The sequence below is a fragment of the Lutimaribacter saemankumensis genome, assembly GCF_900100005.1.
GTDB classification, from domain to species: Bacteria; Pseudomonadota; Alphaproteobacteria; order Rhodobacterales; family Rhodobacteraceae; genus Lutimaribacter; species Lutimaribacter saemankumensis.
Map to the genome: position 1 here is coordinate 867,850 of NZ_FNEB01000001.1, position 22,099 is coordinate 889,948.

At 64.2% G+C, this 22,099-nt stretch carries 25 protein-coding genes and 1 tRNA gene; 13 read left to right on the top strand and 13 right to left on the bottom strand.

Annotated features, from left to right (window positions below):
• Positions 1-118 precede the first annotated feature (118 nt).
• Both BLT50_RS04285 and BLT50_RS04290 read right to left on the bottom strand, forming a co-directional pair.
• The gene (locus tag BLT50_RS04285; RefSeq protein ID WP_090026750.1) at positions 119-898 is read right to left on the bottom strand and encodes an ankyrin repeat domain-containing protein; all 780 of its coding nucleotides are present in this window, start codon (positions 896-898) and stop codon (positions 119-121) included.
• On the bottom strand, positions 898-2,325 hold the full coding sequence (locus BLT50_RS04290) for a Glu/Leu/Phe/Val family dehydrogenase (RefSeq protein WP_090026752.1): 1,428 nt from the start codon (positions 2,323-2,325) through the stop codon (positions 898-900). The genes BLT50_RS04285 and BLT50_RS04290 overlap by 1 nt, the downstream gene beginning before the upstream one ends.
• Before the next feature lie 345 nt (positions 2,326-2,670).
• Here BLT50_RS04290 and BLT50_RS04295 point away from each other — a divergent pair, with 345 nt between their 5' ends.
• The 3 genes from BLT50_RS04295 to BLT50_RS04305 are packed head-to-tail and all read left to right on the top strand — an operon-like array spanning position 2,671 to position 5,200.
• The gene (locus BLT50_RS04295) at positions 2,671-4,104 is read left to right on the top strand and encodes a VWA domain-containing protein (protein WP_090026754.1); all 1,434 of its coding nucleotides are present in this window, start codon (positions 2,671-2,673) and stop codon (positions 4,102-4,104) included.
• Positions 4,101-4,637 carry a TadE/TadG family type IV pilus assembly protein gene (locus tag BLT50_RS04300; RefSeq protein ID WP_090026756.1) on the top strand — a complete coding sequence of 179 codons (537 nt, stop codon included), beginning with the start codon at positions 4,101-4,103 and terminating at the stop codon, positions 4,635-4,637. Before BLT50_RS04295 ends, BLT50_RS04300 begins: the two co-directional genes overlap by 4 nt.
• Before the next feature lie 5 nt (positions 4,638-4,642).
• The gene (locus BLT50_RS04305; protein WP_090026758.1) at positions 4,643-5,200 is read left to right on the top strand and encodes a TadE/TadG family type IV pilus assembly protein; all 558 of its coding nucleotides are present in this window, start codon (positions 4,643-4,645) and stop codon (positions 5,198-5,200) included.
• On the opposite strand, the gene BLT50_RS04310 is transcribed toward BLT50_RS04305, so the two are convergent.
• Complete coding sequence (locus BLT50_RS04310) at positions 5,197-5,670, bottom strand: hypothetical protein (RefSeq protein ID WP_090026760.1); 474 nt, start codon at positions 5,668-5,670, stop codon at positions 5,197-5,199. The genes BLT50_RS04305 and BLT50_RS04310 overlap by 4 nt on opposite strands.
• A 75-nt stretch (positions 5,671-5,745) precedes the next feature.
• Here BLT50_RS04310 and BLT50_RS04315 point away from each other — a divergent pair, with 75 nt between their 5' ends.
• Positions 5,746-6,918: a 4Fe-4S double cluster binding domain-containing protein gene (locus BLT50_RS04315; protein WP_090026762.1), complete on the top strand. Its 1,173-nt coding sequence runs from the start codon at positions 5,746-5,748 to the stop codon at positions 6,916-6,918.
• A gap of 6 nt (positions 6,919-6,924) precedes the next feature.
• Here the strand turns inward: BLT50_RS04315 and BLT50_RS04320 are convergent, their stop codons facing one another.
• Positions 6,925-7,512: a TetR/AcrR family transcriptional regulator gene (locus BLT50_RS04320; protein WP_090026763.1), complete on the bottom strand. Its 588-nt coding sequence runs from the start codon at positions 7,510-7,512 to the stop codon at positions 6,925-6,927.
• 101 nt (positions 7,513-7,613) lie between these two features.
• On the opposite strand from BLT50_RS04320, the gene BLT50_RS04325 reads away from it, so the two are divergent.
• The 5 genes from BLT50_RS04325 to BLT50_RS04345 all read left to right on the top strand — a co-directional run bounded on the left by BLT50_RS04325 (position 7,614) and on the right by BLT50_RS04345 (position 12,224).
• Positions 7,614-7,913: a hypothetical protein gene (locus BLT50_RS04325; RefSeq protein ID WP_245723273.1), complete on the top strand. Its 300-nt coding sequence runs from the start codon at positions 7,614-7,616 to the stop codon at positions 7,911-7,913.
• Between the two features lie 109 nt (positions 7,914-8,022).
• Positions 8,023-9,309, top strand: a complete 1,287-nt coding sequence (locus tag BLT50_RS04330) for a homoserine dehydrogenase (RefSeq protein ID WP_090027096.1) — start codon at positions 8,023-8,025, stop codon at positions 9,307-9,309.
• A 24-nt stretch (positions 9,310-9,333) separates the two neighbouring features.
• The gene (gene glpX, locus BLT50_RS04335; RefSeq protein ID WP_090026765.1) at positions 9,334-10,299 is read left to right on the top strand and encodes a class II fructose-bisphosphatase; all 966 of its coding nucleotides are present in this window, start codon (positions 9,334-9,336) and stop codon (positions 10,297-10,299) included.
• 7 nt (positions 10,300-10,306) lie between these two features.
• Positions 10,307-12,052: a single-stranded-DNA-specific exonuclease RecJ gene (recJ, locus tag BLT50_RS04340; protein WP_090026767.1), complete on the top strand. Its 1,746-nt coding sequence runs from the start codon at positions 10,307-10,309 to the stop codon at positions 12,050-12,052.
• A gap of 97 nt (positions 12,053-12,149) precedes the next feature.
• Positions 12,150-12,224: transfer RNA gene (locus BLT50_RS04345), tRNA-Glu, on the top strand.
• A 106-nt stretch (positions 12,225-12,330) separates the two neighbouring features.
• Here the strand turns inward: BLT50_RS04345 and BLT50_RS04350 are convergent.
• From BLT50_RS04350 to BLT50_RS04365, 4 genes are all read right to left on the bottom strand, one after another.
• Positions 12,331-13,323 (bottom strand): GGDEF domain-containing protein, encoded by a 993-nt coding sequence (locus tag BLT50_RS04350; protein ID WP_090026769.1) that lies wholly within the window; start codon positions 13,321-13,323, stop codon positions 12,331-12,333.
• Positions 13,320-13,907: a heme NO-binding domain-containing protein gene (locus BLT50_RS04355; protein WP_090026771.1), complete on the bottom strand. Its 588-nt coding sequence runs from the start codon at positions 13,905-13,907 to the stop codon at positions 13,320-13,322. The genes BLT50_RS04350 and BLT50_RS04355 overlap by 4 nt, the downstream gene beginning before the upstream one ends.
• A 91-nt stretch (positions 13,908-13,998) precedes the next feature.
• The gene (locus BLT50_RS04360; protein ID WP_090026773.1) at positions 13,999-15,564 is read right to left on the bottom strand and encodes a trimethylamine methyltransferase family protein; all 1,566 of its coding nucleotides are present in this window, start codon (positions 15,562-15,564) and stop codon (positions 13,999-14,001) included.
• A 106-nt stretch (positions 15,565-15,670) separates the two neighbouring features.
• Positions 15,671-16,360, bottom strand: coding sequence for an HAD family hydrolase (locus BLT50_RS04365; protein WP_090026774.1), 690 nt, complete (start codon positions 16,358-16,360; stop codon positions 15,671-15,673).
• 101 nt (positions 16,361-16,461) lie between these two features.
• Between BLT50_RS04365 and BLT50_RS04370 the strand changes: the two genes are divergently transcribed.
• Entirely contained in the window at positions 16,462-16,917 is a 456-nt protein-coding gene (locus tag BLT50_RS04370; protein WP_090026776.1) for a MarR family winged helix-turn-helix transcriptional regulator, read from the top strand.
• Here BLT50_RS04370 and BLT50_RS04375 read toward each other — a convergent pair whose 3' ends face one another.
• Positions 16,918-17,202, bottom strand: a complete 285-nt coding sequence (locus tag BLT50_RS04375) for a DUF3572 domain-containing protein (protein WP_175491390.1) — start codon at positions 17,200-17,202, stop codon at positions 16,918-16,920.
• A gap of 82 nt (positions 17,203-17,284) precedes the next feature.
• On the opposite strand from BLT50_RS04375, the gene BLT50_RS04380 reads away from it, so the two are divergent.
• Positions 17,285-18,670 carry a diguanylate cyclase gene (locus BLT50_RS04380; protein ID WP_090026781.1) on the top strand — a complete coding sequence of 462 codons (1,386 nt, stop codon included), beginning with the start codon at positions 17,285-17,287 and terminating at the stop codon, positions 18,668-18,670.
• On the opposite strand, the gene BLT50_RS04385 is transcribed toward BLT50_RS04380, so the two are convergent.
• From BLT50_RS04385 to BLT50_RS04400, 4 genes are all read right to left on the bottom strand, one after another.
• Positions 18,667-19,185, bottom strand: a complete 519-nt coding sequence (locus BLT50_RS04385) for a periplasmic heavy metal sensor (protein ID WP_090026783.1) — start codon at positions 19,183-19,185, stop codon at positions 18,667-18,669. The genes BLT50_RS04380 and BLT50_RS04385 overlap by 4 nt on opposite strands.
• A gap of 3 nt (positions 19,186-19,188) precedes the next feature.
• Complete coding sequence (locus tag BLT50_RS04390) at positions 19,189-19,473, bottom strand: hypothetical protein (RefSeq protein ID WP_139170466.1); 285 nt, start codon at positions 19,471-19,473, stop codon at positions 19,189-19,191.
• Positions 19,474-19,546: 73 nt separating this feature from the next.
• A complete protein-coding gene (locus tag BLT50_RS04395; protein WP_090026788.1) occupies positions 19,547-20,137 on the bottom strand; it encodes an RNA polymerase sigma factor in 591 nt (196 codons plus the stop codon).
• Positions 20,138-20,211: 74 nt separating this feature from the next.
• Complete coding sequence (locus BLT50_RS04400; RefSeq protein ID WP_090026790.1) at positions 20,212-20,742, bottom strand: EF-hand domain-containing protein; 531 nt, start codon at positions 20,740-20,742, stop codon at positions 20,212-20,214.
• A gap of 221 nt (positions 20,743-20,963) precedes the next feature.
• Between BLT50_RS04400 and BLT50_RS04405 the strand changes: the two genes are divergently transcribed.
• The gene (locus tag BLT50_RS04405; protein WP_090026792.1) at positions 20,964-21,353 is read left to right on the top strand and encodes a DUF983 domain-containing protein; all 390 of its coding nucleotides are present in this window, start codon (positions 20,964-20,966) and stop codon (positions 21,351-21,353) included.
• Positions 21,354-21,382: 29 nt separating this feature from the next.
• On the top strand, positions 21,383-22,099 hold the full coding sequence (locus BLT50_RS04410; protein ID WP_090027099.1) for an NUDIX hydrolase: 717 nt from the start codon (positions 21,383-21,385) through the stop codon (positions 22,097-22,099).

Consider the following 22,099-nt stretch of genomic DNA (forward strand, 5'->3'; position numbering starts at 1 on the left):
CTCCTGCTTCGCTTGGGTCCGAATGAACCAAGTTGGGCCCACACTAGCAATGGCGATCCGGTGCCACACCCCAGCTTTTCGACAGGAACTGTTCTGTCTGCGACCGATTGCGGCGGATTCAGTCCGGCAGGAAACCGGCCAGCTCGTCGGCGCAGGCGGCGATCCTGTCTTCCATCTGGGCGCGCGATTGCGCGATCACACCTGCAGCATCGCGACGGTTTGCGAACATCCGTTCGATCGACCGGTGACGCAGCCGAGCCTCTTCGGTGCATTTCGCGGCCAGAACGCCCAGCGCCCCTTCCAGAAGGGACCGTTGCACCGGCGCATCGCCCGCGATCCTTTCCCGCAACTCGGGCGAGGCCGTGGGGCAGGCATTCAGCCAATAGGCGCGCAGATCCGTATCCGCGCGTTCTGCCCCCGCCTCCAGCAGGGCGACCGAAATCGCCGGATATGGCTTGCGGTCGAGGTAATAGGGCAACCCCACCAACATGGGTGTTACCACGGCGCTGCTTTCCGCCCTGGGCCGGCAGGCCAGCGCCGTCTTGCGTAAGGCCAGTTGCGACAGGTCATAGGCGCTCAGTCCCTCAGCATCGCGCAGGTCGAGCGTTCTGCGAACCTCTGCCCGCCGCAGAAGCCAGTTCACCGCAAAGCCATACCCGTTGGCCGCCGCGATCATCAGCGGCGTGCGCCCGTTGTCATCGGTCACTGTCAGAGACCCTGCCTCGTCGGACAGCCTGTGCAGCGCATCGGCTTCCAGCCGCACCCAGATCTCGGACGTTCCGGCATCGGCCTCGCCCACCGAATACAGCCGCTCGGCGAAATCACGCAGCACGTCCGCGGCATCGGCAAATGCGCCCTGCCCCCAAATGGCCAGGGCCGCCGCTGCCAGCCAGCGCATCAGATCCCCTTGGCGCGATAGCTGCTGGCCACCCGGTCAATCGCGACGATGAACCCCGCGGTGCGCAGGTCTGTGACGTCCTCGCGGCTGTGCCACATCTCGGACATCGACTGGTACGCCGTGCGCATCGTGTCATCGAGGCCCGAGCGCACCAATTCCAGCTCGTCCGCGCCGCGCAGGTATTTCTGCTTGAAGTTCGGCGTCATCGACCATGCGTCGCCCAGATAGCGGTCGAGCCGTTCCAGCTCGTCGACAACCAATTGGTGCCGCGCCTCTTCCTGGCGGCGCTGCAGACGGCCAAAGCGGATATGGCTGAGGTTCTTGACCCATTCGAAATAGCTGACGGTCACACCGCCGGCATTGGCATATAGATCGGGGATCACGATCGTGCCCTTTTCGCGCAGAATCTGGTCGGCACCCGCCGTGATGGGGCCGTTGGCGGCCTCGATGATCAACGGCGCCTTTATCCTGGCGGCGTTTTCCATCGAAATCACGCCTTCGAGCGCGGCAGGGATCAGGATGTCGCACTCTTGTTCGAGAACCACATTGCCTTCGGCGCTGTGCGTGGCATCGGGGAAACCGGTGACGCCACCATGCCGGTTGATCCAGCTGCGCACCTCTTCGACGTTGAGGCCCTTGGGATTGAACAACGCACCATCGCGTTCGATGATCCCGGTGATCAGGGCGCCGTCCTCTTCGGACAGGAACTTTGCCGCGTGATAGCCGACATTGCCAAGACCCTGCACGATGATGCGCTTGCCCTCGAGCGAGCCTTCGAGCCCCGCGGTTTTCACGTCGTCGGGATGGCGGAAAAATTCACGCAGCGCGAATTGCACCCCGCGTCCGGTTGCCTCGACCCGGCCGGCGATCCCGCCCGCATTGGGCGGCTTGCCCGTCACACAGGCACGCGCGTTGATGTCGGTCGTGTTCATCCGCGCGTACTGGTCCGCGATCCACGCCATCTCGCGTTCACCGGTGCCCATGTCGGGGGCCGGCACGTTCTGCGCCGGGTTGATCAGGTCGCGCTTGGCCAGTTCGTAGGTGAAGCGCCGGGTGATCTGTTCCAGCTCATGTTCCTCGAATTCCCGCGGATCGATGCACAACCCGCCCTTCGAGCCGCCGAACGGCGTCTCGACCAGCGCACATTTATAGGTCATCAGCGCGGCAAGCGCCTCGACCTCGTCCTGGTTGACCTCGGGCGCGTAGCGGATACCGCCCTTGACCGGCTCCATGTGTTCGGAATGCACGGACCGGTAACCGGTAAACGTACGGACCTGCCCGCGCAGGCGCACACCGAACCGCACGATATATGTCGCGTTGCAGACCCGTATCTTTTCTTCCAGTCCGGGCGGCAGGTCCATCAGCGCCACCGCGCGGTTAAACATCAGATCAACGCTTTCGCGAAAGCTTGGCTCGGCCTTGTTCATTTGGTCCTCCTCCCGGTCAATCGGTACTAATCCGCCGTGACGCTTTGTGCGTTCTTGACATGCGGCCCTTTGCCGTCAGCTTAACGGCTATGGCACAAACGTCCATTTTTTCGGTCGAAGATGGAAACCGATTGTGCATCCGTTTCCACCCAAGCACAGGTTGAAGCAGGAAAAAAGGCATTCGCGCGACTGCAGCGACAATGCTCGAATCTCGCCACATTTTACGCCCCAATTCAGCCACAACTCCTATCCATAGGCTAAGGCCTACCGGCAGGAATCCGCTCGGAGTCCGATTCGGTGATGTGGTCTAGAGAGGTACTTGAAATGGCAAACGGACACGTAGTGATGGGCCTCGGCTCGGCTGAAAAGCGCCGTTCCACCCGTGACGCCATGCAATTCATTTGGCGTTTCAGCCGCGATGAAAGCGGAATTATCACCGCGCAAAACATCTTGATGGTGATGATGTTCCTCATGCTTGGGGGGCTTGGCGTCGACATGATGCGCCACGAGATGGTGCGAACCCAGCTTCAGTCCACGCTTGACCGCGCGGTTCTGGCTGCGGCCGACCTCGATCAGACACTGGAACCGGAGGCTGTGGTGGCGGACTACTTCGCCAAATCGGGCATGGGTGACTACCTTAGCAGCGTGCAAACGTCCGAGGGTTTGGGTTTTCGAAACGTCTACGCTGAGGCGGAGATCGAACTCAAAACCACACTGATGCACCTAGCAGGCATAAAAACGCTTACGGCACCAGCGGCTGGTGCAGCAGAGGAGCGTATTCCGAATGTTGAGATTTCCATGGTTCTCGACGTGTCAGGTTCGATGGGGCCTGCGGGCAGCTCGAAAATGGAAAGCATGAAGAATGCCGCGAAGACATTCGTGAGGACCGTTTTGGGCGATTCATACGGGGAACGCGGTGACGATGTGTCCATTTCTCTCATTCCATATTCTGAGCATGTAAATATCGGAAAAGACCTCTTTGAGCTGCTCGATACCAAGAAGCACCACAAGCACGGTTTCTCGTATTGCGTGGAGATACCTGACGGGCACATGGAGCAGACTTGGCTGAACCAGGGTCACCAGTTCGAACAAGTTCAACATTATCAATGGAACTATCACGGTGATCGCTTCGATACTTCCAACACTGTTTGCCCGCGGGATAGCTGGGCAGAGGTAACGACATTTAGCCGAGATCCCGAACAACTGATAAATCAAATCGACCAGTTTACTGGTCGAGCCGGTACTTCGATTTTTCTGGGCATGAAGTGGGGTGTCGCCTTGCTCGACCCAGATTCGAATAACCTAGTTAAAGGCATGATCGCCAAGGCTCAGGCAGATTCCGCTTTCGCTGCACGTCCAGCGTCTTTCGAGGACGAAAACACTCTGAAGATCGTTATCCTCATGACCGATGGCGAAAACCAGTCGTCTTATCGAATTGCCCCTTGGTACTACAAGAACGAAAGCCACTATGTTCATTGGAACAACAACAACTTCTGGGGCTACCTCTACACGAAGGTGAAAAAACACTACAACAACTGGTACTTGAAGTACTATGAGCCGGCAACAGGCGACCGACTGACCGCTGACACTTGTAACATCGCAAACGAACGCGGCATCCAAGTCTATACTATCGCCTTCGAGGTCAGCGGCCACGGCGCCGACGTCATGCGCGACTGCGCATCCTCACCCAGCCACTTCATCGAAGCCAACGGCGACACTATCGAAGATGACTTCAAGTCGATTGGCTTGCAGATCAATAAGCTGAGGCTCACACAATGACACGGCCAGCAATCAACCGCCTGATCCGGTTTCACCGGGACGAGGGCGGAAACTCGACGATCGAATTCGTCATCTGGTTTCCGCTCTACATCTTCCTGCTGCTTGCCGCGGTCGAGATGTCGATCATCTCGGTGCGCCAGACCACGCTGGAGCGCGCGGTGGACCTGACCGTCCGTGACATCCGGCTTGGCACGGGCACCGCACCGCAGCATGACGAGATCAAGGATCTGATCTGCGACCGGGCCGTCATGGTCCCGGACTGCAAGAACAACCTCAAACTCGAAATGATTTCGGTCGATCCGGAAAACTTCGTGCCGCCGCCCGTCGTGCCCGACTGCACCGACCAGTCCGAAGAAGTGCGTCCGGTCCGCAATTTCGTGCATGGCGCCAGCAACGAACTGATGATCCTGCGCGCCTGCGCCAAGTTCAAGCCCTACTATCCGCTTAGTGGGATCGGCAAGGAACTCACCAAGGACAATGCAGGCTATGCCGCGGTCACGACCACGACGGCCTTCGTCCAGGAACCGAGGTAACGATCATGTTGCTTACTCGACTTAAAACAGCCCTGCGCAACTTCCGCGACGATACCCGTGGCACCGTCACGGTCGAAGCGGTGATCGGCGCGCCCCTGATGTTCTGGCTGACCATGGTAGGCTACGCCTATTTCGACGGCTATCGCCAGGCCAGCCTGAACGTGAAGGCCGCCTACACAATCGGTGACCTGCTGTCGCGCGAAACCAACTACGTGACCGAAGACTACCTGTCCTCGGCCCACCAGTTGTTCGATCTCATGACGCGGTCGCGTTCGGCGTCCAAGCTACGCGTTACCGTGGTTCGCTGGAATGAAGACCAGGGAGAATTCCAGATGGACTGGTCCAAGACCAAGGGCGGCGTGCCGGAACTGACCAACACCGAAGTCAAGAATATGGCAACCAAACTGCCAAACGTACTGGACACGGAACGCCTGATCGTCGTCGAAACCTGGGCGCGGTTCTATCCGCCCTTCAACGTGGGCATCGACGAACAGGATCTCTACAACTTCGTGTTCACGCGGCCCCGTTTCGCGCCGCAGCTTGTCTGGAAGGACAGCGCCTAAGCGCGATCGGAAAGCAACGTCTGGATCGCTTCGGCCATCGCCTTGGTCTGATGGCCGGGCGTGACGCCCCCGACACCGACACGGCGCCCCCAGCGCCACCAAAGCCCCGGCATCCATGCGCGGGGCTTTGCCTTTTTCAGAACCAGAACAAAGCCTTTGGACGGCTTGAAGGCAAAGGCGCCGCGCTCGATGCCTTCGATCTCGTCGGCATCCGCCAGCACCACACCGTTGCCGTCGCGCAACCCGTCCCGCGTCAGCACCAGCCCGACGGCGGTGGCCGCGTGCATGCGGACACCCAGCACGAGCGACAGAAAGCCAAGCGCGACAAGCACCACCCGCCAGATCGCATCGACCTGCGCGCCCGCGACGCCCATCCACAGCAGCAGCACTCCCAGCGTCGCGATCACGCTCAGCCCGATCCAGCGCAGCAGCGCAGACGGCTCGACCCGTGCCAGAACCTCGTTTTGCATCCGCCATCCTCCCGGTTTGCCCCCCTTTGCCACCGCGCGATGGACAAGGCAACGGTCCTCGCCTAGCGTCCCGCCATGACATGGCCGAAGAACAGCTATTCGCGACAGCCCGGCGATGCCGAGGCCGGCATCGTGACGACCGATGACTTCGCCCCGTTCCATCAGCGCGACGACATCTTTACCCGCGCCTTCTGGGACGACGGCATACGCAGCGCCAAAACGGATGCCTTCTTCGCCTCTTACCGGATGGAGGCCGCGCCACGCCGTGGCGATGGTTTCCAGCAGCGCGACTTCGCCCTGCGCAACGCGGCGTGGCTGATTTCGGACATCGTGTCCGAACGCAGCGCCGACAAGGGCCTGCGCGAAGGGTTCCAGGCCCCGATCCAGCCCGACACCCCCGTCGCGCCCGACCCCGTTCCGGTGGACGACACAGGCAGAATGTCCACCGAGATCAAACGCATCGCGCGCTTCTTTGGCGCGGATCTGTGCGGCATCACGGGCATCGACCCGCGCTGGCAATATGCAGCCCGCGTCGACACCCGCGACATGTCCGACGCCCCGAACGATCTGCCCCCGGGTATCACCCATGTGATCGTATTGGGCCACCAGATGGAAGAAAGCTTGGTCGCGACCTACCCTTCGGCGCTGGCAGGGGCCGCGACGGGCCGGGAATACAGCCACGAAGCGGCGGTTTCGATGCAAATGGCCGCCTATATCCGCAACCTGGGTTACGAGGCCGTTGCCTCGATGAACGACACCGGACTGGTGATCCCCTACGCGCTCAAGGCCGGGCTTGGCGAATACGCCCGCAACCAGATGGTCATCACCCCGCAATTCGGCCCGCGCCTGCGATTTTCCAAGATCTACACCAACCTGCCACTGACCCATGACACCCCGAAACAACTGGGCGTGGCGGCCTTTTGCAGCATCTGCACGAAATGCGCCGACGCCTGTCCGGTCAAGGCCCTGCCCTATGGTCCGCCCTCGACCGACAGGCCCAACCGTTCGGCAATACAAGGTGTGCGCAAATGGACGTCGGATGCAGAGAAATGCTTTGGCTTCTGGGCAAAGCTGGCATCGGACTGCGCGATCTGCATGCGGGTCTGCCCGTTCAACCGCGATTTCACGAAACGCAGGCACCGGCTGTGGCTGCGCCTTGCACTGTCGCCCATGCGCAAGCTGGCGCTCTGGCTTGACCGTGGGCGCGGCAAGCGCGTCAAACCGGGCGACTGGTGGTCGGACGCGTAACGCCGTTCAGGCGGCCACGGCCTTGCGAACCATGTCCCAATAGATCGTTTCCACCTCGGTGACGCTCAGTCGGCCAGCCTCGCGATACCAGGTGGTGACCCCTGTCAGCATGGCGATAACCGCCAGTGTCGCGATCTTGGTGTCGGCCACATCGAACTGGCCCGCCGCCACACCATCGCGCAAAATCCCCTCCAACTCGTCTTCATAGCTGCGCCGCAACCCTTCGATCACCGCGAAGTTTTCGGGGCTGAGATTGCGCAATTCCATGTAGGACACGAACACCGCATCGGGCCGTGCCAGATGGAACCGGATATGAAAGCGCGTGAACTCTTCGAGGCGCGAAACCGCGTCCCCACCCGCACCCCGCGCGGCGCGTTCGGCCAAAAGGGCATCCATATGCCCGCGCATCAGGTCGAACAAAAGCGATTGCTTGTCCGGCGTGTAGTTGTAAAGAGCGCCCGCCTGCACCCCGACTTCGGCCGCGATCTGGCGCATCGACACGGCCGCGAACCCCTGGCGCGCAAACAGCCGCAGCGCCGCTTCCTGCACGCGGGGGCCGGTGGTTTCGGAATGGGAACCTGCGGTACGAGCCATGCCATCCTGTTTAACTGAACATCCGTTCAGAAAAAAGCCCCGGCTTGCCTTGAACCCGCGCAAAGGGCATGAGGGTGACATAAACCTGCAAGAGGTCCAGTTTGACCAGTCCGCGCCGCATCCTTCCGTTTGTTCTTGCCGCCAGCGTGTCCGCAACGGCCTGCGCCCGTTTTCCCGAACTCGATGCGCGTACGGCCGATATCGACCCGCAGACGCCCTACCCCGCGCTTGTGCCTCTCGATCCGCTGCTGGCACGGGTCGCGGACGACCAGATCACCGAAGACACCGAAGCTTCGATCGAAGCACGCGTTGCCGCGTTGCGCGCCCGCGCGAAAGCCATGCGCAGCGATGTTATCGACGACGAGACACGCACACGCATGTCCGGGGGTGTGGCCCGCTGACCGCGCCCGTTGATGCCTGCGGCGGAAAAAGCCAATTGCCGCGTTGCATGGCCCCCGCAATCCCGATACATCGCCCCTGATCCATGGAAACAAGCCGACGGAGACCCCGATGAGCACCCCTTTGCGTCTTGGCATTGCCGGTCTGGGCACCGTTGGTGTCGGCGTGGTCAAGATGGTTCGCCATCAGGCGGCGCTGCTGCAGAACCGCTGTGGCCGCGAGATCGCGATTTCCGCGGTGTCGGCCCGCACCCGCGACAAGGATCGCGGCGTGAATATCTCGTCCTACGCATGGGAAGACGACCCCGTCGCCCTGGCGACACGCGATGATGTCGACGTGTTCGTCGAACTGATGGGGGGCTCGGACGGCCCCGCCAAGGCCGCGACCGAGGCCGCGCTGGCCGCGGGCAAGGACGTGGTCACCGCCAACAAGGCGATGCTGGCCGTTCACGGCCAGTTGCTGGCCGGACTGGCCGAAGAAAACGGCCGCGCCCTGCGTTACGAAGCGGCGGTCGCGGGCGGCATCCCGGTTATCAAGGCACTGGGCGAAGGGCTGGCCGGAAACGAGATCACCCGCGTCATGGGCGTGATGAACGGGTCATGCAACTACATCCTGACCCGCATGGAAAGCGCGGGCCTGACCTATGAAGAGGTGTTCGACGAGGCCAACGCCCTTGGCTATCTCGAGGCAGATCCAGAACTGGACGTGGGCGGCATAGACGCTGCACACAAACTGGCGATCCTGTCGGCCCTGGCCTTCGGCACGCGTGTCGATTTCGACGGGGTCGAGATCGAAGGCATCGGCTGCGTCAAGATCGAGGATATCCGCCATGCCGCCGACATGGGCTATCGGATCAAGCTGCTGGGCGTGGCCCAGATGACGGGCCGTGGCCTGGAACAGCGCATGGCGCCCTGCCTTGTGCCCGCGCACTCGCCCCTGGGCCAGCTCGAAGGCGGCACGAACATGGTGGTGATCGAAGGCTCGGACGTGGGCCAGATCGTGCTGCGCGGGGCCGGCGCCGGCGAAGGTCCGACCGCAAGCGCCGTGATGGGCGACATCTGCGATATCGCGCGCGGCCTGCGCCTGCCCGTCTTCGGGCAACCCGCAGCGACCCTTGCCACCGCGCCGCGCGCCTCGGCTGCCGTGCCCGCCCCCTATTACCTGCGCATGGCGCTGCACGACAAACCCGGCGCGCTGGCGAAAATCGCCACCGTTCTGGGCGATGCCGGCATCTCGATCCACCGGATGCGGCAATACGATCATGCCGACGATCAGGCCCCGGTTCTGATCGTCACGCACAAGACAACCCGCGGCGCGCTGGATCAGGCGCTGGCCGCAATGGATGCAACAGGCGTCGTGACCGAAAGCCCGGTCGCGCTGCGTATCGAAAGCGTCTGACAGGCGCACGAGGGAGAGTTTATCATGACCGACAAGGCCGATTTCCAGGACCGTATGCTTTCACTGGGCCTGGCCCGCGTGGCCGAACAGGCTGCCATCGCAAGCGCCGCTCTCGTGGGCCGCGGCGATGAGAAAGCCGCCGACCAGGCCGCGGTGAACGCGATGCGTGACCAGCTCAACATGCTGGACATCCAGGGCGTGGTGGTGATCGGCGAAGGCGAACGCGACGAAGCACCGATGCTCTATATCGGTGAAGAGGTCGGCACCGGTACGGGCCCCGCCGTCGATATCGCGCTCGATCCGCTGGAAGGTACGACACTTACCGCCAAGGCCATGCCGAACGCCCTGACCGTGATCGCGATGGCGCCGCGCGGCACCCTGCTGCATGCCCCCGACACCTACATGGACAAGTTGGCCATCGGGCCCGGTTATCCCGAGAACGTCGTCAGCCTGGACATGTCCCCGAAAGAACGGGTCGAGGCGCTGGCCAAGGCACGCAAGTGCAAACCCTCTGACATTACAGTGTGCATTCTGGAACGCCCCCGCCACCAGGACATGATCGCCGAGGTCCGCTCGACCGGGGCGGCAATCAAGCTGATCACCGATGGTGACGTGGCCGGGGTCATCCACTGCGCCGAAGCCGAAAAAACCGGCATCGACATGTACATGGGCACCGGCGGCGCACCCGAGGGCGTTCTGGCCGCATCGGCCCTGAAATGCATGGGCGGGCAGTTCTTTGGTCGGCTGGTGTTCCGCAACGACGACGAAAAGGCGCGCGCCGCCAAGGCCGGTATCACCGATCTCGACCGCGTTTATACCCGCGACGAACTGGTCACTTCGGACGTGATCTTTGCCGCGACGGGCGTCACCGACGGCTCGATCGTGTCCGGCATCAAGCGCAGCCCCGGCTTCGTGGAAACCGAAACCATCCTCATGCGCTCGCGTACAGGATCGGTCCGCCGGATGATCTATCGCACCCCTGTCGAATAATCCGGGCATGGGTTTTCTCGGCGTCGAAACCTCGTTGACCGGGCGCCGCTGGGTCGGCCCCGGCGCCGAGATCGAACGCCTGGCCGAAGCGATGGCGCAGCAGACCGCGCTGCCGCTGCCGATCTGCCTGACGCTGGCCCGACGCGGCGTCGCCCCCGAAGAGGCGCAAAGCTTTCTCGAACCGCAACTGCGCGATCTTCTGCCCGATCCGCGCGGTCTGCGCGACATGGAAAAGGCCGCCCACCGCTTCCTGCAGGCGGTGCGCGGGCGCGAACGCATCGCCATTTTCGCCGACTATGACGTCGATGGCGGCAGCTCGGCCGCACTGCTGATCTGGTGGCTGCGGGCCCTAGGACTTTCCGCCACGCTCTATGTGCCCGACCGCATCGACGAGGGGTACGGCCCCAACGAACCCGCCATGCGGATGCTGGCCGAAGGACACGACCTGATCGTCTGCGTCGACTGTGGCACGCTCAGCCACGACGCGATCGCCGCCGCGCAGGGTGCGGATGTGGTGATCCTCGATCACCACCTGGGCGGCGAAACTCTACCGCCCGCCCTGGCCGTCGTGAACCCCAACCGCCAGGACGAAACCGGCGATCTGGCGCATCTCTGCGCAGCATCGGTGGTGTTCCTGATGCTGGTCGAGGCCAACCGCCAGATGCGCGCCGACGGCGCACAGGGGCCCGACCTGATGGGCCTTCTGGACCTCGTGGCGCTGGCCACGGTGGCCGATGTGGCGCCGCTGGTGGGCGTCAACCGCGCGCTGGTGCGGCAGGGCCTGCGCGTGATGGCCCGGCGCGAACGGCCCGGCCTTGTGGCGCTGGCCGATGTGGCGCGGATGGACAGCGCGCCCCGCGCTTATCACCTGGGCTTTTTGCTGGGGCCGCGTGTGAATGCGGGCGGGCGGATCGGCGCCGCCGACCTGGGCGCGCGCCTTCTGGCCTGCGCCAACATGCCCGAGGCCATCGCCAGGGCCGAACGGCTGGATCAGCTCAACACCGAACGCCGCGACATCGAAGCCGAGGTTCGCGATGCCGCCCTGGCCCAGGCCGAGGCGCGCGGGCTGGATGCACCGCTGGTCTGGGCCGCCGGCGAAGGCTGGCACCCCGGCGTCGTCGGCATCGTCGCCAGCCGCCTGAAAGAGGCCACCAACCGCCCTGCCATCGTCATCGGGTTCGATGGAAACGAAGGCAAGGGTTCGGGCCGGTCCGTCAGCGGCGTCGACCTCGGCGCGGCGATCCAGAGGCTGACCGCAGAGGGGCTGCTGATCAAGGGCGGCGGGCACAAGATGGCCGCCGGACTGACCGTCGACCGCGCGCAGCTGGAACCCGCCATGGCGCGCCTGTCCGAGTTGCTGGCCAAACAGGGCGCGGGCCAGGCTGGCCCCGCCGATCTGCGCCTAGATGGTATGCTGATGCCGGGTGCGGCCACGCCCGACCTCGTGGACCTTCTGGAATCCGCAGGCCCGTTCGGCGCGGGCGCCCCTGCCCCGCGTCATGCCTTTCCCGACATGGCCATCAGATTCGCCAAGCGCGTGGGCGCATCGCATCTGAAACTCAGCTTCGGCGATGCCTCGGGCCCGGTGATGGACGCGATCTGCTTTGGTGCGTTCGACGGCCCGCTGGGCGCCGCGCTCGAAGGGCATGGCGGCGCGCGATTCCACCTTGCCGGGCGGGTCGAGATCAACGAATGGGGCGGCCGCCGGAGCGCGCAACTCCGCCTGGAAGACGCCGCGCGTGCGACCGGCTGATCCTGTCGCGATTGGCGTTGAAAATTTTCTGCACCGGCATGATTTTACCCCTTGCGCTGCCCGACTGCATTTTCTAAACACCGCGCACACCAAGAGTGGCCCGTTCGTCTATCGGTTAGGACGCCAGGTTTTCAACCTGGAAAGAGGGGTTCGATTCCCCTACGGGCTGCCACTTTTCCTGAAATCTGAACAACCGCGCTGATCCGGGCATTGTTTCGTCCGGCTTCGTTGCATGAGCTCATGGCATCCGGTGGCAGGCCATTCCCAGTCCGCGGCAATCATGTGGCCCCGGCCCGGTCGCCCGGTTTGAAAAACGAATGGCGCGCCCGGCCCTGGCGTTTGGAGGCATAGAGCGCGAGGTCGGCATCGGCCATCATGCGGTCTGGATCGGGCGGATCGTAGTGATCCGACAGGCTGGTGCCGATGCTGCCAGAAATGCGGCAGACCTGCCCCTCGAAGGGAATCGGCTGTTGCAGGCGCGTGATGATCCGGTGCGCGATCGCGTCCAGCCGGGCGGGCTCGGTCCGGCCCGGCAGCACCAGCACGAATTCGTCCCCGCCGACGCGCGACACGGTATCGGAATCGCGGGTCTCTTCGACCAGGATGCGCGCGACCTCCTGCAGCACATGGTCGCCCGCGGGATGACCCAGCGTGTCGTTGACGGCCTTGAAGAAATCGAGATCGAGATGCATCAGCGCGAACCCCGTTGGCCCGCTGCTCAACCGCCGCAGCACATGAGCCAAGGCACGGCGGTTCTTGAGCCCGGTCAGAGTGTCGGTAAAGGCCTGTTCCTCGGCCGCGATCCGGGCGCCCTGAAGCCGCTGGTTCAGCTTGCGGCTCGCCTCCATCGCGGCGGATTTTGCCTCGACCAGGTACAGCATTTCAACGGTCATGTCGGTGGCTGCGAAATCGGCGCTGGTCAGCGCATGGTCACGTACCGCATCGAGGATCGAGATACCGAAAGACAGGTTTACCACTGCGCCATGCGCCCAGGGCACCGCGACCCCTTTCAGCCCGGTATGCGGCGCCTCGCGGAGCTGCAGGTGCAGTTTCTGGCCGGCCGCGCGCCGCAGATCGGCGATCGAGCGCATGTCGCGCGGGCGCCGCAGGTCGAACACCTTGAAAAACTGCGACCCGTCCAGCGTTCTGCCATGGCAAAGCTTTTGCAGCGTCGCCCCGGAATGCAGAACGGTACCGTCATCTGAAAGAATGACATGCATCGGGCAGAGCACATTCAGCACCGCGGCGGCATCTTCGAGCTGCATCTTCATCCGGCCTGTGCCCCGAGATGAAAGCTGCGCCCTTCGGCATAGGCGGTTTCGACGAGAGAGATCGTTATATTCTCGGACCCGCCGCACCTGCCGTCATATTCAAGCATCACGAGCGCGCCGTAATCGTCCGCCATCGCCCGCAAGACCCCCATCATGACATGGCCGAAACCCGGCAGCTCGGACCGCAGGTTCAAGACGAATTTTCCATCGCCGCACTCGCGAAGCTCCAGTTGCGGCAGATCGAGGTCGTCGACCGCAAGGCGCGCGCGGTCGGGCAATTCATCCAGCGAATGCAGGAAATCGACAAACCCCACGCCGCCGAAACGCAGCAATCGGCGCAACGCCTCGGTGTTGGGGTGCGAGACAAGGTACGTGCCGATATCTTCGAGCACGTCATCGCGCGATTTGCCAAGCGTGCCGGTGATCGCGTCCAGCACCCGCCATGTCAGCGCGGTGTCATAACGCAGCATCGCCTCGAACCGGTCGGCATCCAGTGCCGCAGCACGCACGACACCGTCCCAGCACGCATCGCCATAGGTATCGCGCACGAAACATTCGATCGCGCGGTTGATCAGCCCGTGCATTCCCCTTCCTTTCCCACAACTCCGGGCAAAGGTTAGGGCACTGCACGTTAATATTCCGTCAATACCTTCAATTCGAAAGGTTTCTTCGGGTTCAGAAATCCGTCGGCGCGCCGCCCTCGGCCTTGCGGCGGGCCACGAAATCGGCCAGCTCGTCACGGATGCCGTCATCCATCGCCGGCGGCTCGAAGGCGCCGACGATGTCCTTGTAGATCCGGTGCGCCCGTTCCGGCGTCCAGACCGCGCCGGCGGCCTCCCATGCCTCGAAATTGCGCCAGTCCGACAGGAAGGGCTGATAGAAAGCGGCGGTATAGCGGTCCTGCGTGTGCTGGATGCCGAAGAAATGGCCGCCCGCGCCCACTTCGCGGATCGCATCGACCGCTAGCGCCTCGGGCGAGGTGTCGAGGATTTCGGGTTCCATGTAGCGCTGGATCTGCTGGATCACCTCGCAATCCATGACGAATTTCTCGGGCGACGCGATCAGCCCACCTTCGAGCCAGCCAGCGGCGTGATAGATCATGTTGGTGCCCGACTGCACCGCGGCCCACAGGCTGTTCGATGTCTCCCACATCGCCTGTCCGTCCGGCACGTTGGCCGCGCACACGCCCGACGACCGCAACGGCAGGCCATAGAACCGCGCCATCTGCCCGGTCATTTGCGTGGCGCGCATGTATTCCGGCGTGCCAAAGGCGGGCGCGCCGGATTTCATGTCGACATTCGACGTGAAGGTGCCGATCACGCAGGGCACGCCGGGGCGGATATACTGCGCCAGCGCGATTGCGCACAGCGCCTCGGCCAGCGATTGCGCCACCGCACCCGCCATCGTCACCGGGGCCATTGCGCCCGCAAGCGTGAAGGGCGTCACCACCAGCCCCTGCCCGCGCCGCGCCATTCGCATCCAGCCATCCAACATCGGCTCGTCATGTTTCAGCGGCGAGGTCGAGTTGATATTGGTGTACATCCGCGGCGTGGCTTCGAATTCCTCGTGGCTCAGCCCGCCGGCGATACGCACCATCTCCATCACGTCCTCGACGCGTTCCTTGCCAAGACTGTAGGCATGCATCGCCTTGTCGGTCAGCGTCAGCTTGTCATAGAGCACATCGAGATGCCGGACGCTGGCGTGGATATCGACCGGCTCGACCGGGTATCCGCCGGCGAAATGGATGCAGTTGAAATACTGCGTCAGCTTCAGCAGGTTCTGGCACATCTCGCGCGTGCCGGGCAGCTTGCGGCCAAGTTCCATGTCCCAGTAATTGGGCGGGGACGACACGTTGCCGAACAGGATGGCCTTGCCGCCGATCGTGATCGTGTGATCGGGGTTGCGCGGCGTGATTGTGAACTCGGCCGGTGCCTTTGCGACCATTTCCATGACGAAATCGCGGCCCATGCGCACGTTCTGCCCGTCGATGGTGCACCCAGCCTCGCGCAGGATGGCAAGCGCGTCGTCGTGCAGGAACTCGATACCGATCTCTTCGAGAATCTCCATCGCGGCATTGTGGATTGCCTCGACACCCTCCGGCGTCAGCGGTTCGATCGGACGATCTATGTTGACCGGAATGCGCCAGGGGCTCTGTTCGATGACTGCGGTGCCGCGACGGGCCGCGTTGCCTGCCCGTCCGCCACCGCGCTTTCTGCGTGTCGCTGTCGCCCCGTCCGCCATGTCATGCGCTCCTGTGCTGGATGGTGAATCCAGCAGATCACGCAGCCAGACCCCGATCCTGCCGGATCGCGACGGATTCAGTCGGTTTCAGACAGAAAAGCGGCGCTCAATGCCCCAGCCATGCGGGCAGATGACCGATATCCGGCAGCACCACGTCGGCCAGCGGCGCCAGTTCATGCGCCTGCGCCAGGCCGGTCAGCACGCCCACCGTGCGCATACCCGCAGCGCGCCCCGCGATCAGGTCATGGGCGCTGTCGCCCACCATCGCGACTTGCCCGGGCGCAAGGTTCATCGCGCGGGCAAACGCCAGAAGAGGTTCGGGCGCGGGCTTGGCGCCAAATCCACTGTCGAAGCCGGCAATGAAGTCGAAATGCCCGGCAACGCCAACCGCCCCCAAATGCGCATGGGCTGCGTATTCGGTGTCGTTGGTCATCACGCCCAGCCGCAATCCGCGCCCTGCCAGTGAGGTCAGAAAGGGCACAAGATCCACCGCCGGCGCCAGCGGCGCCAGCGCCGCCTTTTCGGTCAGAAGGGCTTCGATCTCGGTCAGACTGCGGTTGGGAAGCGCGCTGGCCAGGCATTCTGCCGCCTCGCGGTTGGTGCCCGCGATCACGGGGCTGTCCGGGTGGAACTGCTGTGCCTCCAGATCGAAACGCGCCGCATCCGCCAGGGCCCGCGCCCGATCCGTATCGCCCTGGGCAAGCTCCCCGATCACGGTGGCGGCCCAGCCGTTCCACGTCGCACCGAAATCGAACAGCGTGCCGTCCTTGTCGAAAAGTATTCCTGCGATGTCCATCCCGCCCCGCCCGTCTTGCCTGCCGCCAATCTGGGCACAAGGCGCCCCGGCGGCAAGCCCTCCGCTTGACTTTCCCGGCCGCTTCGCGCCCTTTTGGCGGCATGAAGGATACCACGCCTTACCGGTTGCATCAGTCTTTGGGCTATCACCTGTCCATCGCCGCCCGCCTGCAGGAACGGCGGCTGGACGAACAGTTGCGCACCCTGGGACTGACACGCACGACGTGGTGCATCCTGTTGGCCGTCGGCAACGAGGGGCTGAGCCAGCCCTCGGACATCGCGGAATTCGTGGGAATCGACCGCACCGCCACCAGCCGCGCCCTGCGCCACATGGAAGACGACGGCTTGCTTGCCCGGTCGTCCGGCACCGAAGACAAACGCACCAGGCGGGTCGAGCTGACCGAAAAGGGCTGCACCGCGATCCGCGATGCCACCCCGTTTGCACGGGAAAACGCCGCGATCATGGCCGGACAGCTTGACGCCGGCGAGGAAGAAGAGCTCAAACGCCTGCTGACCAAGCTGCGCGGCCCCGACGGTGCGGCGCTCAAGACGCTCTGATCAGGTCCAATGCACCTGCTCGCCGCCGGGCAGCACGGCGCGCGCCTGCCCCGGCCCGTCATAGGGCGTGCCGGTATCGTCGCAGAAACGCACGATCCAGGAATCGTCCATCATCAGGAAATCCAGCACCGCCCCGAGAAAGTCGGGATCGGCCGCGCGTTCGCGCAGGTCTGCCTCGCTCATCCCGGTCGATCCCATGAACACCGGAAGCAGGTCGTCATGGGCCGCCAGCCAGCCAAGGGCGGTCAGTGCAAGGGTTTCGGCGGATTCGCGCGAGTAGGACAATTTGAACGATCCCGGAAAGGTTTTCTTAACCTCTCGCCATAAAGACTGAGCGCGTTGAAATTGCAAGCTGCGGGTCTCTGCCATGCCAGGCCGTGTACTGATCGTTGACTCCGTGTCCACCAATCGTATCGTCCTGCGGGCGCGGCTTGCCGCCGCGTTCTTCGACGTCGAGCAGGCCGCAAGCGGACGCGACGCCATCGGGCATCTGAACAATGGCGCGCCATCGCTGGCGATCATCGCCGCCGACCTGCCCGACATGCCGGGCATCGCGCTTTGCCAGCGGATACGCGCCCGCCATCCCGCGGGAACGCTGCCGATCATCATGGTGGCCCGGACGCTGGATACCTGCCAGCGCCTTGACGCGTTGCAGGCCGGCGCGGATGTCGTTCTGGAACGGCCGTTGAACGAGGCGCTTCTGTTATCGCGCATCCGCTGCCTTCTGCGCGCCACCGGCGGGATGGAAGAACTGCGCCTGCGCGAAGGAAGCAACCGCGCACTTGGGCTTTCCGAGGCGGCGCAGGGCTTTCACGGCCCCGGCCGCATCGCCATAATCGGTGGCCCCGAACAGCGCGCGAACCTGCTGGCCGGATCGTTGAATGACAGGTTGATACACCGAGTGGACAGGGCTCAGGGGCTGGATCTTCTGCGCTCAAGTAACAGGCGCGGCCGGCCGGACCTGGGGATCGTTCTGCTGTCGAATGCCGCTGACGACAACGGCATGCACGTCATCGCCGCGCTGCGCGCCCAGCCGGAAACCCGCAATCTCGCCATCATGGCGTTGCTTGCCGAGGACGACGACGCGTTGATGGCCGAAGCTTTGGATCACGGCGCGAACGACGCGATGGCGCTTGCGGGCCCGAAGGCCGAACTCGATCTCCGGCTGGAAAGGTTGATCGTCGGGAAACGCCGCGCAGACCGGCTGCGCGACACGGTGCATGACGGGTTGCGCGCCGCCGTGACGGACCCGCTGACAGGTCTTTACAATCGCCGTCACGCCCTGCCCCAACTGGGACGGATGGCGCAAGAGGCGTGCGACCACGGCGAAAGCCTTGCCGTCATGATAGCGGACCTCGATCATTTCAAATCGGTGAACGACCGCTTCGGTCACGCGGCGGGCGATGCCGTTCTGAAGAAGGTGGCGCAAAGACTGCGCACCGCCCTGCGGCCCGGCGATTTGCTGGCGCGCATCGGCGGCGAGGAGTTTCTGATCGCAATGCCGCGACTGTCGTGCCACGACGCACAGGCTGCGGCCCGCATGCTCTGCCGCGCCGTCGGGAAATCCCCGATACCCGTCGCGGGATGCCCGGCCACCATCCGCCAGACCGTCAGCGTGGGTCTCGCCATGAGCGGTCACACAAGCGCCGTCCCATCCGGCGAGGCCCTTCTGGAACAAGCGGATCGCGCGCTTTATTCGGCGAAATCCTGCGGGCGCAACACCGTCACGCTGGCCGAGCAATCCGCCGCCTAGTCGCGATGGTGCATGCCGTCCCGCTTGCCGCCGTGCCTGCTGACCCTTTGCAGTTCCTGTTCCAGCCGGTCGGCGAAGGCGCGGCGTTCCTGCGGGGTCATGGCCGCGACCCGGTCCAGCATCAGCGACCGGGCGGTGGACTGGATATCCGAGCCGATGGCGAACTGCGCCGCGATCTGGGCGGCCAACGCATCGCGGTCGAACGCATCGGCCCGCAGGGTTTCCAGGATTGCACCGAAGCTGGAACGCAATTCGGCCCGCAATGCCTGCCGGTCGGGCAGTTCGGCGCGCATGGCGTCGCGGATGGCGCGGCGGTCGTCCTCGCCCAGGGCACGGATATAGGCGACGCTGATGCGGTCGGTCCGGGGGCTGCGGTCGCGGTCATGGTAGCCATGCCGCCAGGCCGCGCCCGCGAAAAGCCCAACGACTGCCAGGTTCAACGCAAGCGAAGCAAACAGCAAAACCCGCAGCCAGGGTTTCATTCGCACGGACGGCGTCTTGTCCAGGTCACTCATCGCTTACCCCTCTTCCAACGCCAGAAGGTCCAACTCGACCCCCGGCAACATGCCGACCAACGCAGACTCGCCCGCGCCGAAACCGGCCAACGGCAAATCGTTCAACGCGGCGGGCGGGCTTACCCCCAACCACAATCCGGCCAAGCCGGCACTGACCAGTCCGGCCATTGCCGGCCAGCCGCCGATCGCCTCGCGCAATTGCGCGAACCGGACGCGCGGGCCGCGCCGCGCAGGGGCCTTGACCCTGGCAGCCTGTACGGCCTCGGCATCCGCCAGGACGCGTGCCATCAAATCCCCCGAAGGGCCCGGCGCCGTCGCGCGCGCGGACTCGAAGAAGGTCTCGAGCCCGGTTTCGTTCCTGTCAGTCCCAGCCATCATCGAACCCCAGTTCCGCGCGTCGCGATGCCAAAGCATCGCTCAGCGCCCGTTTTCCCCGCGCGGTCAGCGATTCCACCGCCTCCACGCCTATTTCCATGATCTCGGCGATCTCGGGGTTGGATAACCCTTCGATATGCCGCAACACCACCGCCTGGCGCTGCCGTTCGGGCAGTAGACCGAGCGCCATCTGCAACGCATCCGCACGCGCCTGCTGCAACAACCCCTGCTCGGCCCCGGGCGCGTCGTCCTCGGGCTCCGGCACGGCATCCAAATCCACGCCGCGCCGCCGGCGCAGCCGGTCGGTGCAGAGGTTCGCCACCACCCGATAGAGCCAGGTTGTGACCTTCGCCTCGCCCTGCCGCCATTCGGGGGCGATGCGCCAGAGCCGCATCATTGCCTCCTGCGCCACGTCTTCGGCCTCGTCCCGGTCGCCCAGCAGGCGATAGGCATGGGCCATGACCCGCGGCGTCATGCGCAGCGTCAGGGCCCGCGCAGCCGTACCGTCGCCGTTTGCGAACAGCGTCAGCAAGGCCTCGTCGGGCACATCGTCCATGGCGTCAAACGGCATTTTCATCACCCGTCCGGCCTACCCCGCAACCACGAAAACCACAATCGGGGCCGCGCCACGCGCGGCCCCGTCTGGCGCAATCAGTCGCGCATATGGTGGTATCCTTCGCCATCGCCATGGCCGTGCTCGTGATGATCACGCTTGCCAAAGCCGCGATGCTCACCACGCTCGCCCATCCTGTCGCGCATCCGGGCCATTTCATCCTTGGTCACGGCCCCGTCGCCATCGGCATCCACACGCTCCAGCATGCGCACCATGCGGGCGCCACCCATCTCTTCGAAGCTCAGTTTGCCGTCGCCGTCACTGTCGCGCCACGCCAGCATCCTGGCGTGACGCTCGGCGGCGCGTTCGGCGGCGCGGGCCTGTGCAGCGGCGACCATTTCCTCGGCGCTCAGCGCGCCGTCGCCATCGGTGTCGCTTTCGGCAAAGCGCGCTTTGGCGCCCGCCTCGATCTCGGCGCGGGTCAGCTTGCCGTCACCGTCGGCATCCATCGCCTCGAAATCGAAACGCGGACCACCGTCGCGGCCCATGCCGCCCATCGGGCTTGCCAGAACCGCGGTGCCGGCGATGATGGCCACGGCCAGGCCGGGAATCAGGATTGCAGGTTTCATTGCGTCACTCCGTTGTTTTTCGGTTCCGACCGGGGCTGTATCTTCCCCGGTTCTGTGGGTTCAAACGGGGCCACCCCGGCTTTCCGTCGCACAAAACCTCATCGCTCACGCAGCCGTGATAGCCGCATTTTTGCGACATCCCGCCGCAAGGACATCTCGTCCCCTTTCAGCACCGGCCCCGATCCCCCATTGTATGCGTCGTGCGAACGAGGGAACCGAACATGTTTGATCACACGTCACAGGTCGACGACCGTGAGACCTGGCCCGCCGTCTGGAAGGGCTGGCGGCAGAAATGCCCGAATTGCGGCAGCGGCCCGCTGATGAAGGGCTATCTGAACGTTCGACGCAGCTGCCCGGTCTGCAAGCAGGAACTGTTCCACCACCGCGCCGATGACGGGCCGGCCTACCTGACGATCCTGATCGTCGGGCACATCATGGCGCCGCTTCTGCATATCGTCTTTGTGCAGTTCCGCCCCGAGCCGCTGATCCTTTTCACCATTTTCGCTATTGGCTGTGTCGCGCTCTCCCTCTACCTTCTGCCCAGGTTGAAAGGGGCGATGATCGGGTTCCAGTGGGCCCGATACATGCACGGGTTCGCAAAACCCGGCTGAAAGACGCCCCCACCTACGAGGGGAGCACCATGACAATCGACAAGACCGCCATCCGCAACGCAGCCACGGTGATCGTGCTGCGCAACCGCCATGACGACCCGCATGTCCTCATGGGTCAGCGCGGATCGGCGGCTGCGTTCATGCCCAACAAGTTCGTCTTTCCGGGCGGGGCGGTCGATGCCGAGGATGCCGATGTGCCGCTGGCCAGCCAGATGCCGGAAATATGCCGCGCGCGCCTGGCCGAAGATGCCGATCCGTCGCTGATCCATGCCCTGTCGGCCGCCGCGATCCGCGAATTGTGGGAGGAAACCGGCCTGATACTCGGCCAGCCCGGCGACTGGCCGGGCGAGGTGCCCGCCGACTGGGCGGGGTTTGCCGAAACCGGGCACGTGCCGTCCGCCCATCCGCTGCAATTCGTCTTTCGCGCCATCACGCCGCCCGGACGCCCGCGCCGCTTCGATGCGCGGTTTTTCCTGATCGACGCCGACGAGGTGGCCAGCGATCTCGACGATTTCTCGGCCGCCTGCGACGAGCTTTCGCACCTGCAATGGGTCCGGCTGCCCGAGGTGCGCAAGTTCGACCTGCCCTTCATCACCGAGGTCGTCCTGGCCGAGGTCGCCGCCCGTGCGCACGACCCCGAGCCGCCCCAAAGCGTTCCGTTCTTTCGTAACAACGAGGAAGAAAGCCTGTTCCTGCGCCTTGGTGGCGTCGGCCCGCTGACCGGGCGCAAGCACGACTACAAATAA

What these genes read in the sequence shown, in the direction of transcription:
- BLT50_RS04410 (WP_090027099.1), top strand. Translation starts at nt 21,383, where the DNA reads ATGACAATCGACAAGACCGCCATCCGCAACGCAGCCACGGTGATCGTG.
- BLT50_RS04315 (WP_090026762.1), top strand. Translation starts at nt 5,746, where the DNA reads ATGACATGGCCGAAGAACAGCTATTCGCGACAGCCCGGCGATGCCGAG.
- BLT50_RS04350 (WP_090026769.1), bottom strand. Translation starts at nt 13,323, where the DNA reads ATGAAGATGCAGCTCGAAGATGCCGCCGCGGTGCTGAATGTGCTCTGC.
- BLT50_RS04305 (WP_090026758.1), top strand. Translation starts at nt 4,643, where the DNA reads ATGTTGCTTACTCGACTTAAAACAGCCCTGCGCAACTTCCGCGACGAT.
- BLT50_RS04310 (WP_090026760.1), bottom strand. Translation starts at nt 5,670, where the DNA reads ATGCAAAACGAGGTTCTGGCACGGGTCGAGCCGTCTGCGCTGCTGCGC.
- recJ (WP_090026767.1), top strand. Translation starts at nt 10,307, where the DNA reads ATGGGTTTTCTCGGCGTCGAAACCTCGTTGACCGGGCGCCGCTGGGTC.
- BLT50_RS04295 (WP_090026754.1), top strand. Translation starts at nt 2,671, where the DNA reads ATGGGCCTCGGCTCGGCTGAAAAGCGCCGTTCCACCCGTGACGCCATG.
- BLT50_RS04355 (WP_090026771.1), bottom strand. Translation starts at nt 13,907, where the DNA reads ATGCACGGGCTGATCAACCGCGCGATCGAATGTTTCGTGCGCGATACC.
- BLT50_RS04400 (WP_090026790.1), bottom strand. Translation starts at nt 20,742, where the DNA reads ATGAAACCTGCAATCCTGATTCCCGGCCTGGCCGTGGCCATCATCGCC.
- BLT50_RS04380 (WP_090026781.1), top strand. Translation starts at nt 17,285, where the DNA reads ATGCCAGGCCGTGTACTGATCGTTGACTCCGTGTCCACCAATCGTATC.
- BLT50_RS04370 (WP_090026776.1), top strand. Translation starts at nt 16,462, where the DNA reads ATGAAGGATACCACGCCTTACCGGTTGCATCAGTCTTTGGGCTATCAC.
- BLT50_RS04285 (WP_090026750.1), bottom strand. Translation starts at nt 898, where the DNA reads ATGCGCTGGCTGGCAGCGGCGGCCCTGGCCATTTGGGGGCAGGGCGCA.
- BLT50_RS04320 (WP_090026763.1), bottom strand. Translation starts at nt 7,512, where the DNA reads ATGGCTCGTACCGCAGGTTCCCATTCCGAAACCACCGGCCCCCGCGTG.
- BLT50_RS04385 (WP_090026783.1), bottom strand. Translation starts at nt 19,185, where the DNA reads ATGAGTGACCTGGACAAGACGCCGTCCGTGCGAATGAAACCCTGGCTG.
- BLT50_RS04360 (WP_090026773.1), bottom strand. Translation starts at nt 15,564, where the DNA reads ATGGCGGACGGGGCGACAGCGACACGCAGAAAGCGCGGTGGCGGACGG.
- BLT50_RS04330 (WP_090027096.1), top strand. Translation starts at nt 8,023, where the DNA reads ATGAGCACCCCTTTGCGTCTTGGCATTGCCGGTCTGGGCACCGTTGGT.
- BLT50_RS04290 (WP_090026752.1), bottom strand. Translation starts at nt 2,325, where the DNA reads ATGAACAAGGCCGAGCCAAGCTTTCGCGAAAGCGTTGATCTGATGTTT.
- BLT50_RS04395 (WP_090026788.1), bottom strand. Translation starts at nt 20,137, where the DNA reads ATGAAAATGCCGTTTGACGCCATGGACGATGTGCCCGACGAGGCCTTG.
- BLT50_RS04300 (WP_090026756.1), top strand. Translation starts at nt 4,101, where the DNA reads ATGACACGGCCAGCAATCAACCGCCTGATCCGGTTTCACCGGGACGAG.
- glpX (WP_090026765.1), top strand. Translation starts at nt 9,334, where the DNA reads ATGACCGACAAGGCCGATTTCCAGGACCGTATGCTTTCACTGGGCCTG.
- BLT50_RS04405 (WP_090026792.1), top strand. Translation starts at nt 20,964, where the DNA reads ATGTTTGATCACACGTCACAGGTCGACGACCGTGAGACCTGGCCCGCC.
- BLT50_RS04365 (WP_090026774.1), bottom strand. Translation starts at nt 16,360, where the DNA reads ATGGACATCGCAGGAATACTTTTCGACAAGGACGGCACGCTGTTCGAT.
- BLT50_RS04390 (WP_139170466.1), bottom strand. Translation starts at nt 19,473, where the DNA reads ATGGCACGCGTCCTGGCGGATGCCGAGGCCGTACAGGCTGCCAGGGTC.